Genomic DNA, 13,068 nt, shown 5'->3' with positions numbered 1-13,068 from the left:
AGCGTTGAAAGGGCTGGCCGATTATGGTCGCGGACGCCAGCATAAAATGTTGATAAAGTAGCGCTTCGGTCCCCACTCAAGGCAGGTATTGCGTGACCACGGTTTTGATCGTTGAAGATGAAAAAGAGATCCGGCGCTTTGTCCGGCTGGCGCTGGAAAATGAAGCCCTTAAGGTGTTTGATGCCGATACGCTGCAACGCGGACTGATTGAAGCGGCGACCCGCAAGCCGGACTTAGTGATCCTGGATCTGGGTCTGCCGGATGGAGATGGCACCGATTTCATTCGTGACCTGCGCCAGTGGAGCGCCATACCGGTGATTGTGCTGTCAGCGCGCAGCGATGAGCAGGATAAGATCGCCGCACTGGATGCGGGTGCAGATGACTATCTGACCAAACCGTTTGGCATTGGCGAACTGCTGGCGCGCGTCCGGGTTGCGCTGCGTCGTCATAGTGGCCAGCAGCCGGATGCCAGAGTGACGTTCGCCGACGTCAGCGTCGATTTCGCCGCACGACGGGTGCAGCGCGGCAGCAGCGAGATTCACCTTACCCCGATTGAATTTCGTCTGTTGAGTATTCTGCTGAACAATGCCGGTAAGGTGCTGACACAGCGGCAGTTGCTGAGCCAGGTCTGGGGACCCAATGCGGTGGAGCACAGCCACTATCTGCGCATCTATATGGGACATCTGCGTCAGAAACTGGAAGCCAATCCGACACAACCGGCTCATCTGCTGACGGAAACCGGGATCGGCTATCGCTTTATGCCATAAAAAAAGGCGCCAGAGGCGCCTTTCATGACTGCAAACAAACTCAAATCTGAGCAAATACTGACCGCAACGGATAAACCCCGAGGCGCAGGGAACAGGGTCAGAGGAGGAAAGCGTCCCGCGCCATGGATGGCGCGGGCCGAGCTGTCATGGATGACATCTTTTGCGTCTTTCCGATCTGACCCTGTTTCCTGTGCTGGCACGATCCAACAGCTAGCCGGGTTGGACTTTACCAGCAACCTTAATGGTACCGAGCGTATCTTTCATCTGCCCGGCTAATCAGGCGTTTTTCAGCACTTCGCTGACAATCTCAACGGCTTCTTTCTCAATCTGCGCGCGGTGTTCAGCGCCCAGGAAGCTTTCACAGTAGATTTTGTAAGCGTCTTCGGTGCCTGAAGGACGGGCAGCAAACCAGCCATTCTCCGTCATCACTTTCAGACCGCCGATAGATGCACCATTGCCTGGCGCGGCAGTCAGACGAGCGGTGATAGGATCACCCGCCAGGGTATCAGCGCTGACCATCTCCGGTGACAGCTTCGACAGCGCGGCTTTCTGCGCTGAGGTGGCTGATGCCTGCAGACGGTTGTAGCTTGGTGCGCCAAAGCGCGCTGCCAGTTCGTCATAGTGCTGCTGCGGATTTTTACCGGTTACGGCAGTAATTTCAGCGGCCAGCAGACACATGATGATGCCATCTTTGTCCGTAGACCACGGCGTACCGTCGAAACGCAGGAATGAAGCGCCTGCGCTCTCTTCGCCACCGAAACCGAAGCTGCCGTCATACAGACCATCAACAAACCATTTGAAACCAACCGGCACTTCCACCAGCTTGCGACCAATATCGTTGACCACACGGTCAATCATGGCGCTGGAGACCAGAGTTTTACCCACGGCAACATCCTGACCCCACTGTGGACGGTGCTGGAACAGATAGTTAATCGCCACCGCCAGATAGTGGTTTGGATTCATCAGACCCGCCGGGGTCACAATACCGTGACGGTCATAATCGGGATCGTTGCCGAACGCCAGATCGAATTTGTCACGGTAAGCCAGCAGGCCTGCCATCGCGCTTTCAGACGAGCAGTCCATGCGGACCACGCCATCTTTATCCAGATGCATAAAGCGGAAGGTCTGATCGACCGCGTCGTTTACCAGCGTCAGATCCAGCTTGTAGTGCTCAACAATACGCTGCCAGTAAGCAATACCGGAACCACCCAGTGGATCCACACCCAGCTTCAGGCCCGCTTTCTGAATCGCCGGGAAGTCGATAATCTCTGCCAGACCTTCAACGTAAGGCTGGATCAGATCTTTCTCGACCACATGACCGCTGGCCATCGCCTGCTCCAGCGGCAGACGTTTCACCTCTTTCAGGCCATCTTTGATCAGCTGATTGGCACGATCTTCAACCACTTTGGTGACGTTGGTATCAGCAGGTCCGCCGTTAGGTGGGTTGTACTTGATGCCGCCATCTTCTGGTGGGTTATGCGACGGCGTAATCACGATGCCGTCAGCCAGCGCGCCACCCGCTTTGTTGTGCTCAAGAATCGCATTCGAGATCGCAGGGGTTGGCGTATAGCCATTATCCTGCTGCACAATCACATCAACGCCGTTCGCCGCCAGCACTTCCAGAACAGACAGGATGGCGGGTTCAGACAGCGCATGGGTGTCTTTACCAACGTAGCAAGGCCCGGTGATACCATTCTTTTTACGCTCTTCGGCAATCGCCTGAGCGATCGCCAGAATGTGCATCTCGTTGAAGCTTTGACGCCCTGCACTGCCGCGATGGCCGGACGTGCCAAATTTCACCGCATGTTCCGGGTTCGCCACATCGGGCTGCAGGACATAATATTGTGACGTTAATTGTGCAACGTTAATCAAATCGCTCTGCTGGGCGGGTTGCCCGGCACGTGGGTGATTGGCCATTGGCGCTGCTCCCTGACGCTTAAGTTTTAAATGGTGCCGCAAACTTTCTCGGTCAGTTCCGCAGGGAACTGCATCGAGAGCATGATGTGTTCGATCATGCTGCATTTACGACCAGTATTGGTGTTGGTGATCACCCAGTACGGCGTGCCGGGCACATGCTTCGGCTTAGTATGGGTGCCATTCTGCAACAGCGTATGCTCATCACCTGCAAAATAGACGCGGGTGCGGCCCTGCAGAGATGCAGTAGCTTCAGCAAAGGCTGCGGTATCAAGACGATAGAGCGTTGACAAGATAAGCATAAAGCGATTCACCGCCCGCTTCTGCTCCGCATATTCATCGGAAAGCAGCAGCTCGCGCACCGCGCGGACACGATCCTGCGGGCGCGAACCCACAGACGCAGGCTGGGACTCTTTCGCTGCATCTTTTGAGGCTGGCTGTGCAGGCGAAGCGGGTGCAGTCTGACCGGCCGTGAACTTCAGCATACGACGCAGAATGTCGGATGCGCTTTCACCAATGTGTTGCGTGTGGCTGGCAATATAACGGTAGAGCTCTTCGTCAACTTCGATCGTTTTCATCTTATTCCGTACGGTTCTTTCTCATGACAGAACCACCTGTTTCCTGAAAAGCTCTGAGTATAGTCAGGCAATTCAAAGGGTGTGTGGGTTCTAACATCAGGATTATAAAGTTAAAGTCAGGCGGGTTGTTAGCAATCAAACGGTTTACGGGCAAAAGTCAGAATATGTCCTAATGCCGCCGGAACCGGCGCGCCTGAAAAGGTGAAACCATGATAACCTAAGCTCAGGTCTCAAACTTAAGAACTTTGCTATGATTTTGAACGCCCGTCTGCAAACTGAACAATCCCCTGCTGATTCTCTGCCCATCCTGCTTATTCACGGTCTGTTTGGCAGTCTCGATAACCTTGGCGTGCTGGCGCGCGGGCTGAAAGATGCCGGTCCGTTGCTGCAGGTGGATGTCCGCAACCACGGACTTTCACCACGTTCTGACGAGATGAACTACGCTGTAATGGCGCAGGATATGGTCGATACGCTGGATGCACATGGCATTGATCGCGTCGCGGTGATCGGACACTCGATGGGCGGTAAAATCGCCATGACCATGAGCGCGCTGGTGCCGGAACGCATTGAGCGCCTGGTGATGATCGATATCGCCCCGGTGGATTACCAGACGCGCCGCCATGACCAGATATTTGCCGGCATTCGTGCCGTCACCGATGCGGGCGTCTCATCCCGCAGCGAGGCGGCGAAGGTCATGCGAACGCTGATCGAGGAAGAAGGGGTGATCCAGTTCCTGCTGAAATCATTCCAGGAGGGGGAGTGGCGCTTCAACGTCCCGGTGCTATGGGATAACTACACCACGATCTCTGGCTGGCAGCCGGTTCCCGCCTGGAATCACCCGGCGCTGTTTATTCGCGGCGGCGACTCCAGCTACCTGGATAACAGCTATCGCGATGCGTTGCTGCAGCAGTTCCCGGCCGCTCAGGCGCATGTGATCGGTGGCGCAGGACACTGGGTTCATGCAGAGAAACCCGATGCCGTTTTGCGCAGTGTCCGTCGCTTTTTTGCGCTTTAAAAGCAAATAGATGGCGGTAAAGGTTTAGGATTGGCGTCCGGCGTAAGCGTGAAGTATGATGGCGCGCTAAAATTTTGCCGCGGGTCAGTTTTGCTGCGGCAATGGCCAATAATTTATAATCTGCGCGGTGAGTGTCTGGCGCCCGCCCCCATTCAGTTTTACTAAGCCATGGCAAAAGAACAGACTGACCGCACGACGCTCGATCTCTTTGCTGATGAGCGCCGCCCTGGTCGACCCAAAACCAGTCCGCTTTCGCGTGATGAACAGCTGCGCATTAATAAGCGCAATCAACTGAAACGTGACAAAGGACGCGGACTTCGTCGTGTCGAACTGAAAATGAACAGTGACGCCGTCGATGCACTCAATACGCTGGCAGAACAGCGCAATCTCAGCCGTAGCGAACTGATTGAACAGATGCTACTGGCACAGCTCAAACTGGATTAATGCGAGCAAATCGCACGCAGAGGCAAATGTCGGGGCTTTAACCGTTCACCGGTTTTCTCTCGTCTGCTATTATTCGCTGAAATGTGCTGCGGCACACATCTCATCATCAGGATTTAAGAGGTTATTTTACTCATGGCACTCGTAGGCATCTTCTTCGGCAGCGATACCGGCAATACCGAAAACATTGCAAAAATGATCCAGAAACAGCTGGGTACAGATGTTGCAGAAGTCCATGACATCGCAAAAAGCACAAAAGAAGATCTGGAAGCATTCGATATCCTGCTGCTGGGTATTCCGACCTGGTACTACGGCGAAGCGCAGTGCGACTGGGATGACTTTTTCCCGACGCTGGAAGAAATCGATTTTAACGGCAAGCTGGTTGCGCTGTTTGGCTGTGGCGACCAGGAAGATTACGCAGAGTATTTCTGTGATGCCATGGGCACGATTCGCGACATTATCGAACCGCACGGTGCCGTGATTGTCGGACACTGGCCAACTGAAGGCTACCACTTCGAAGCCTCGAAAGGCCTGGCCGATGACACCCACTTCCTGGGCCTGGCCATTGACGAAGATCGCCAGCCTGAGCTGACCAGCCAGCGTGTAGAGCAGTGGGTTAAGCAGATTTTTGATGAACTGCAGCTGAAAGAGATCATCGAAGCCTGATCCTGCCCGACTCAATGTGAGCGCCAGCTCACATTGAGGCAATGAAAATGCCTATAGAAATAATAGCCACATTTTTTTAACTTTCTCCGTTTAATCTGTAGAATACCCGCATCGATCTTCCGCTTATTTTCTCAGGCGGCAAGACTAAGTGATGTGCTAACAGACCTCTGTCAGAATCTTCCCCGGCCCGGTGACGAATCCCCAATAGCCCATGATGATTCAGACACGCCCTCTGGTTTTCATTTCATCGCTTCAGTTCTATAATGAGACGCAAATGAGAATGAGCACAGATCGACATTCAAGGCGATAAGCCACAAAAGTGAATATTAGTAACAGGACAAAATCCGCATGACTGACAACAACACCGCATTAAAGAAGGCTGGCCTGAAAGTAACGCTGCCCAGACTGAAAATTCTGGAAGTGCTTCAGGAACCTGAGTGCCATCACGTCAGTGCGGAAGATTTGTATAAACGCCTGATCGACATTGGCGAAGAGATTGGCCTGGCGACCGTTTACCGTGTTCTGAACCAGTTTGATGATGCCGGTATTGTGACTCGTCACAACTTTGAAGGCGGCAAGTCTGTCTTCGAACTGACGCAGCAGCATCACCACGATCACCTGATCTGCCTGGATTGCGGCAAGGTTATCGAGTTCAGCGACGAATCGATTGAAACGCGTCAGCGTGAAATCGCGACACGTCATGGCATCAAGCTGACCAACCACAGCCTCTATCTCTATGGACACTGTACGCTGGGCGATTGCCGTGAAGACGAAACGCTGCACGACCAGTAACGCTGGCGCGGCCTGAAATAAAAAAACCGGTGAATTCACCGGTTTTTTTTCGTCTGTTTTCTGCCCTCAACTCAGGCGACCAGCGTCTCCTGCAGATAGCGCCAGCGTGGAATGGAGCTGCTGCAATCCAGAATGGCCAGCGAAATGCGGCTCTGGTTATTGCCGTTCATCATCTGCATTTCGCGATACTGTACGACGATCTCTTTTTCATGATGAGAGAGAATGACATGTTCACAGGTGGCAATGCGCATCCCTTCCCGCTGCCCTTGCAACTGCTGGAAAAGATCCTCGACCTCGTTCAGATTGTACTCTTTGCCCTTTGGGGTCACCATGCGAAATTCAGGATGAAAATAGGACATCAGCAGCTGGAAACTGTCGTCAGATCCGGCTGGCTGATTAAAAATACGTTCAATGAGCTGATGTAAAACGACGACACTGTGTTTGGCTTCCTGGGCGAGAACTGTCATTTTTTTTCCTTCTGTAACCCGCTTTGCAACCTCTGAGAGCGGATAGCCTACCTGAAAGCTGACAATTCACATCCTGAAATTGATTAATTTTTTTAAACTCAGATTACTCCCACAAAGCGGTACTGAACCGGTTGTGGTTAGTGCAGAATAAACGTCGGCGATGGTAAAAATCGGGGCAATAAAAAAGGGCGATAAATCGCCCTTTTGTCATTTTATGAGGTCGGCCTCAAAAAATTTATTCGCCCGTTTTGGTCCAGGTATCACGAAGACCGACGGTGCGGTTAAACACCAGTTGCGTCGGTTTAGAGTAAACGCTGTCGGCGCAGAAATAACCTTCACGTTCAAACTGAAACGGTGTTGTCGGTTCCACATCGCGCAGGCTGGGTTCAACAAAGCCGTTTTTGATGGTCAGTGACTCAGGATTAATGACCGCCAGGAAATCCTCTGCAGCAGCCGGGTTTGGCACACTGAACAGACGGTCATACAGGCGGAACTCAGCTGGCTGCGCGTGATCCGCCGAAACCCAGTGAATTACGCCTTTAACTTTGCGGCCATCGGCTGGATCTTTGCTCAGCGTATCAACATCGCTGGTGCAGTAGATGCAGGTAATGTTGCCCGCTTCATCTTTGGCGACCCGCTCAGCACGAATCACATAGGCGTTACGCAGGCGGACTTCTTTGCCCAGCACCAGACGCTTATATTGTTTGTTCGCCTCTTCACGGAAATCCGCGCGATCGATCCAGATCTCGCGGCTGAACGGCACTTCACGCGTGCCCATCTCCGGTTTACCCGGATGATTTGGCATGGTGACGATTTCGCTATGGCCTGCTGGCAGGTTTTCGATCACCACTTTAAGCGGATCTAAAACCGCCATGGCGCGGGGCGCATTCTCGTTGAGATCATCGCGGATACAGGACTCCAGCGAGGCCATCTCCACGATGTTATCCTGCTTGGTCACGCCAATACGACGGCAGAACTCACGGATAGAAGCGGCGGTGTAACCACGGCGACGCAGACCTGAAACGGTCAGCATGCGCGGATCGTCCCACCCTTCTACGTGCTTCTCGGTCACCAGCTGAGTGAGTTTACGTTTCGACATCACCGCATACTCCAGATTCAGGCGCGAGAATTCATACTGACGCGGATGAACCGGAATAGTGATGTTGTCCAGCACCCAGTCATAGAGACGGCGGTTGTCCTGGAACTCCAGCGTACAGAGCGAGTGCGTAATGCCTTCCAGCGCATCGGAAATGCAGTGGGTAAAGTCATACATCGGGTAGATGCACCACTTATTGCCGGTCTGGTGGTGTTCCGCGAACTTGATGCGGTAAAGCACCGGATCGCGCATCACGATGAAACTAGAGGCCATGTCGATTTTAGCGCGCAGACAGGCGGTGCCTTCGGCAAACTCACCGTTTCGCATCTTCTCAAACAGCGCCAGATTCTCTTCCACGCTGCGATCGCGATAAGGGCTGTTTTTACCAGGCTCTTTCAGGGTGCCGCGATATTCACGAATCGCATCCGGACTCAGTTCATCAACGTAGGCCAGCCCTTTGGAAATCAGCTCGATGGCATAGTTGTAGAGCTGATCGAAATAGTTTGATGAGTAACAGACCTCACCGCTCCACTCAAAACCCAGCCACTGAACGTCACGCTTGATGGATTCAACGAATTCCATATCCTCTTTAACCGGATTGGTATCGTCGAAACGCAGGTTGCATTGCCCCTGATAATCCTGGGCGATGCCAAAATTCAGACAGATCGATTTCGCATGACCAATATGCAGATAGCCATTGGGCTCCGGCGGAAAACGGGTATGCACGCTGCTGTGCTTACCGCTCGCCAAATCTTCGTCAATGATCTGACGAATAAAGTTAGTTGGGCGGGCTTCAGCCTCACTCATCTCAAAAATCCTCAATACGAATAACGGGTGATTTGTACCACGAAGTAACGGAGTATGATCCACAAAGCGTCTGAGGGAAACAACCGTTTGTTAAGCCTTTAAAACAAAAAAGGCAGGAATCGCTTCCTGCCTGTGGGGTTCTGTTGCGGGGATTAGCCTTTCACTTCATACAGCGGGGTTTCCCCTGCTATTACCTGACCCTGTGCCAGTAAAGTCAGACCGGCGAAATCGTCGCTGTTGCTGACCACGACCGGACTCACCATTGAGCGGGCATTGGCGTTAAGGAATTCAAGGTCCATCTCCAGTACTCGCTGACCGGCGACCACGCTGGCCCCCTCTTCAACCAGACGGGTAAAGCCTTTACCTTCCAGCGCCACAGTATCCAGCCCCATGTGCACCACAATCTCCACGCCATTGTCGGTTTCCAGACAGAAGGCGTGATTGGTATTAAAGATTTTCACCAGCGTACCGGCAATCGGTGCCACTACCCATTTGTCGCTGGGTTTGATCGCCAGACCATCGCCCACCGCTTTGCTGGCAAAGGCTTCATCCGGCACATCATCCAGCGCCACGACTTCACCGCTGACCGGCGCCAGCAGCGTGGCGATGACCTGCTTCTCACTGTTCAGCACCGCCTGCGGTTTAACATCCGGCTCGGCCGGCGCACTGCTGGTAGCCGCTGCAGCAACCGGACCTTTGGTCAGCACTTTTTTCATGGCCGAGGCGATGCTTTCTGCCTGGGTACCTACGATGATCTGCACGCTCTGTTTGTTAAGACGGATCACGCCGGACGCGCCAAGACGCTTAGCAACCGCCTCATTCACCTGCGCCGAGTCATTCACGTTAAGACGCAGACGGGTGATACAGGCATCGATGCTGGTTAAGTTAGCTGAACCACCAATCGCCCCAATGTAGCGGCGCGCCAGTGACTCTGTGGCACTTTCACCGCTATCCGTTTTATCAACGTTAACGTCATAACCATCAGTTTCATCACCATCAACCGCCAGCTCGCGGCCCGGCGTCATCAGGTTGAATTTTTTGATGGTAAAGCGGAACACCACATAATAGATAACGAAGAAGACCAGACCCTGCGGGATAAGCATGTACCAGTGTGTCGCCAGCGGATTACGGGTCGACAGCACCATATCCACCAGCCCGGCGCTGAAACCAAATCCGGCAATCCAGTGCATGCTGGCAGCGATGAAGACAGAAATACCGGTCAGGACGGCGTGGATCAGATAAAGCACGGGTGCCACGAACATGAAGGAGAACTCCAGCGGTTCGGTAATACCCGTAAAGAAGGCAGCAAACGCTGCGGCCAGCATGATACTACCGACTTTGACGCGGTTCTCAGGACGCGCACAGTGGTAGATAGCCAGCGCAGCACCCGGCAGACCAAACATCATGATCGGGAAGAAGCCCGCCTGATAACGACCGGTGATGCCGACGGTTGCCGATCCATCAGCCAGTGACTGTGCACCGCCAAGGAATTTAGGAATGTCATTAATGCCCGCAACATCGAACCAGAACACCGAGTTCAGGGCGTGATGCAGACCGACCGGAATCAGCAGGCGGTTAAAGAAGGCGTAGATACCGGCACCGGCAGAACCGAGCTTCTGGATATGTTCACCAAAGCCGACCAGACCATTAAAGATAACCGGCCAGATATACATCAGGATAAAGGCGACCAGGATCATCAGGAACGAGACCAGAATCGGCACCAGTCGCCGTCCGCTGAAGAAGGAGAGTGCTTTCGGCAACTCGACGTGGCTGAAGCGGTTATAGACCTCCGCCGACAGGATACCGACCAGAATACCGACAAACTGGTTATTAATTTTGCCAAACGCCACAGGCACCTGGTCAACCGGCATCTTCTGTATCATCGCCACCGCGGCCGGTGAGCAGAGCGTGGTGACCACCAGGAATCCGACAAAACCGGTCAGGGCTGCCGCACCATCTTTATCTTTCGACATGCCATACGCGACACCAATCGCAAACAGTACTGACATGTTTTCGATGATGGCAGCACCAGATTTGATCAGTAGCGCCGCCAGCGCATTACCTGCGCCCCAGCTGTCTGGATCGATCCAGTAGCCCACGCCCATTAATATCGCTGCTGCTGGCAGGGTTGCTACCGGCACCATCAGTGCGCGCCCCACCTTTTGTAAGTAACCTAACATATCCCCTTCCCCCTATGAGCCTGACTTATCCCTTTGCGCCGCTTAATGTTGTTATGTCAGCTGCAAAGATCGTTAATACACTTCATATCACGCAGCGAAGTGTAATGATAAATTAATTCGCCTCGCAAATTAAAAGCCTGGTAAATGTGATTTTTATCACTAAAAAACATCGTTTCATACGGCAACATCTGGCTATGACCGTAAACTTATTTTATGATCCGAAATATTGAATTATGCGCCGCCCGTAGCGACAATGAATCATCTGTTCAGATTGGTGACTCACGCAACGGCTTAGCCATCCCCTTTCTATTTTCAATTGAGGTGAAACATGAGACTGATTCCTTTAGCGACACCAACCCAGGTGGGAAAATGGGCCGCCCGACATATTGTTAATCGTATCAATGCGTTTAACCCGACGGCGGATAAACCTTTTGTCCTGGGTCTGCCAACCGGCGGTACGCCACTGGAAGCGTACAAACACCTGATTGATATGCACAAAGCGGGCCAGGTCAGTTTTAAAAACGTCGTGACGTTCAATATGGATGAATATGTTGGCCTGCCAAAGGAGCATCCTGAGAGCTATCACAGCTTCATGTATCGAAATTTCTTCGATCACGTTGATATTCAACCGGAAAATATCAACCTGCTGAATGGTAATGCCCCCGATATTGACGCAGAATGTCGTCAGTACGAAGAGAAAATTCGCGCGCTGGGTAAAATTCACCTGTTCATGGGCGGCGTCGGCAACGACGGTCATATCGCCTTTAACGAACCGGCTTCCTCTCTCGCTTCCCGTACCCGCATTAAAACCCTGACCCATGACACCCGCGTGGCGAACTCCCGCTTCTTTAACGGTGATGTTGATCAGGTGCCTAAATATGCGCTGACGGTCGGCGTCGGTACGCTGCTGGATGCAGAGGAAGTGATGATTCTGGTTACCGGCCATGTTAAAGCGCAGGCATTACAGGCGGCGGTTGAAGGCAACGTTAATCATATGTGGACCATCAGCTGCCTGCAGCTGCACGCGAAATCGGTGGTAGTGTGTGATGAGCCGGCCACCATGGAACTGAAAGTGAAAACCGTGAAATATTTCCGCGAAATGGAAGCGGAAAATATGAAAGGCGTGTAACAGAACATTGTCATGCCCTGCTGTTACGCTGAGTGGCAGCAGGCCAGGACGGGAGAAGAGAGATGTACGCATTAGTTAACGGTCGAATCTACAGTGGCCATGAGGTTCTGGATAATCACGCGGTGGTGGTTGCCGATGGGCGTATTGCGCGCGTCTGTCCGCGTGAAGCGCTCCCGGCGGATATTGAGCAGCGGGATATGGCAGGGGCGAATATTGCGCCAGGCTTTATCGATCTCCAGCTCAATGGCTGCGGTGGCGTGCAGTTCAACGACAGCCTTGAGGCGCTCAGCATTGAAACGCTGGAAACGATGCAGCGCGCCAATGAAAAGTCTGGCTGCACCAGCTTTTTACCGACGCTTATCACCAGCAGCGACGCCCTGATGAAACGGGCGATTGAAACCATGCGCGCTTACCTGCAGAAACACCAGAATCAGGCGCTGGGTCTGCATCTGGAAGGGCCCTGGCTGAGCAAAGCGAAAAAAGGCACCCACGATCCGGCGCTGATTCGCCTGCCGGATGCGGCAATGGTGCAGTACCTGTGCGACAACGCGGACGTCATCACCAAAGTCACGCTTGCCCCTGAAAATGCGGGTAGCGATGTGATTCGTCAATTGACTGATGCCGGGATTATTGTCTCAGCCGGTCACTCGAATGCGACCTATGAAGAGGCTAAAGCGGGCTTTTCTGCTGGTGTGAGTTTCGCGACGCACCTCTACAACGCCATGCCCACCTTTGCCGGACGTGAACCCGGGCTTATCGGTGCGCTGTTTGATTCTCCTGATGTATACTGCGGCATTATTGCGGACGGTTTACATGTACATTACGCTAACGTGCGCAATGCAAAACGCATTAAAGGCGACAAACTGGTGCTGGTCACGGATGCCACTGCACCGGCTGGCGCAGACATAAGCGAGTTTATTTTTGCAGGCAAAACAATCTATTATCGCGATGGGCTCTGTGTCGACGAAAACGGTACATTAAGTGGTTCTGCCCTGACGATGATTGAAGCGGTACAAAACAGCGTTGAACATGCAGGGATCGCACTGGACGAAGCGTTGCGCATGGCAACACTCTACCCGGCACGGGCGATGGGCGTGGAAAGGCAGTCAGGCTCGATCGAAGCAGGAAAAATCGCGAACCTGACTGTGTTTACGCGCGACTTTAAAATCATAAAGACGTTTGTCAACGGAGACGACGTCCTGAGCGAGTAAGCACT

General features: G+C 53.1%; 12 protein-coding genes. 7 read left to right on the top strand and 5 right to left on the bottom strand.

Features of this window, described 5'->3' with window-relative positions:
* Positions 1-92: 92 nt before the first annotated feature.
* Positions 93-767, top strand: a complete 675-nt coding sequence (gene kdpE / locus FOV68_RS07100; protein ID WP_010260694.1) for a two-component system response regulator KdpE — start codon at positions 93-95, stop codon at positions 765-767.
* A 276-nt stretch (positions 768-1,043) separates the two neighbouring features.
* On the opposite strand, the gene pgm is transcribed toward kdpE, so the two are convergent.
* Both pgm and seqA read right to left on the bottom strand, forming a co-directional pair.
* A complete protein-coding gene (gene pgm, locus FOV68_RS07095) occupies positions 1,044-2,684 on the bottom strand; it encodes a phosphoglucomutase (alpha-D-glucose-1,6-bisphosphate-dependent) (RefSeq protein ID WP_143990540.1) in 1,641 nt (546 codons plus the stop codon).
* Positions 2,685-2,710: 26 nt separating this feature from the next.
* Positions 2,711-3,259, bottom strand: a complete 549-nt coding sequence (gene seqA, locus FOV68_RS07090; protein ID WP_010260690.1) for a replication initiation negative regulator SeqA — start codon at positions 3,257-3,259, stop codon at positions 2,711-2,713.
* A 250-nt stretch (positions 3,260-3,509) separates the two neighbouring features.
* Here seqA and ybfF point away from each other — a divergent pair, with 250 nt between their 5' ends.
* From ybfF to fur, 4 genes are all read left to right on the top strand, one after another.
* A complete protein-coding gene (gene ybfF, locus FOV68_RS07085; protein ID WP_010260689.1) occupies positions 3,510-4,274 on the top strand; it encodes an esterase in 765 nt (254 codons plus the stop codon).
* A 168-nt stretch (positions 4,275-4,442) separates the two neighbouring features.
* Entirely contained in the window at positions 4,443-4,718 is a 276-nt protein-coding gene (ybfE, locus tag FOV68_RS07080; protein ID WP_010260688.1) for a LexA regulated protein, read from the top strand.
* A 132-nt stretch (positions 4,719-4,850) separates the two neighbouring features.
* A complete protein-coding gene (gene fldA, locus FOV68_RS07075) occupies positions 4,851-5,381 on the top strand; it encodes a flavodoxin FldA (protein WP_010671288.1) in 531 nt (176 codons plus the stop codon).
* Between the two features lie 348 nt (positions 5,382-5,729).
* Positions 5,730-6,173: a ferric iron uptake transcriptional regulator gene (fur, locus tag FOV68_RS07070; protein WP_009091454.1), complete on the top strand. Its 444-nt coding sequence runs from the start codon at positions 5,730-5,732 to the stop codon at positions 6,171-6,173.
* A gap of 71 nt (positions 6,174-6,244) precedes the next feature.
* Here fur and FOV68_RS07065 read toward each other — a convergent pair whose 3' ends face one another.
* From FOV68_RS07065 to nagE, 3 genes are all read right to left on the bottom strand, one after another.
* The gene (locus FOV68_RS07065; protein WP_010260686.1) at positions 6,245-6,640 is read right to left on the bottom strand and encodes a hypothetical protein; all 396 of its coding nucleotides are present in this window, start codon (positions 6,638-6,640) and stop codon (positions 6,245-6,247) included.
* Between the two features lie 235 nt (positions 6,641-6,875).
* Positions 6,876-8,543, bottom strand: coding sequence for a glutamine--tRNA ligase (gene glnS, locus FOV68_RS07060; RefSeq protein WP_143990539.1), 1,668 nt, complete (start codon positions 8,541-8,543; stop codon positions 6,876-6,878).
* 152 nt (positions 8,544-8,695) lie between these two features.
* On the bottom strand, positions 8,696-10,723 hold the full coding sequence (gene nagE / locus FOV68_RS07055; protein ID WP_031293061.1) for an N-acetylglucosamine-specific PTS transporter subunit IIBC: 2,028 nt from the start codon (positions 10,721-10,723) through the stop codon (positions 8,696-8,698).
* Positions 10,724-11,051: 328 nt separating this feature from the next.
* On the opposite strand from nagE, the gene nagB reads away from it, so the two are divergent.
* Positions 11,052-11,852, top strand: a complete 801-nt coding sequence (gene nagB / locus FOV68_RS07050) for a glucosamine-6-phosphate deaminase (RefSeq protein ID WP_010260676.1) — start codon at positions 11,052-11,054, stop codon at positions 11,850-11,852.
* Between the two features lie 62 nt (positions 11,853-11,914).
* The gene (gene nagA / locus FOV68_RS07045; protein ID WP_010671285.1) at positions 11,915-13,063 is read left to right on the top strand and encodes an N-acetylglucosamine-6-phosphate deacetylase; all 1,149 of its coding nucleotides are present in this window, start codon (positions 11,915-11,917) and stop codon (positions 13,061-13,063) included.
* Positions 13,064-13,068: the final 5 nt, after the last annotated feature.

The organism is Pantoea sp. paga, assembly GCF_007558755.1.
Classification (GTDB): Bacteria; Pseudomonadota; Gammaproteobacteria; order Enterobacterales; family Enterobacteriaceae; genus Pantoea; species Pantoea agglomerans.
This window is presented reverse-complemented; position numbering and strand designations above follow the sequence as displayed.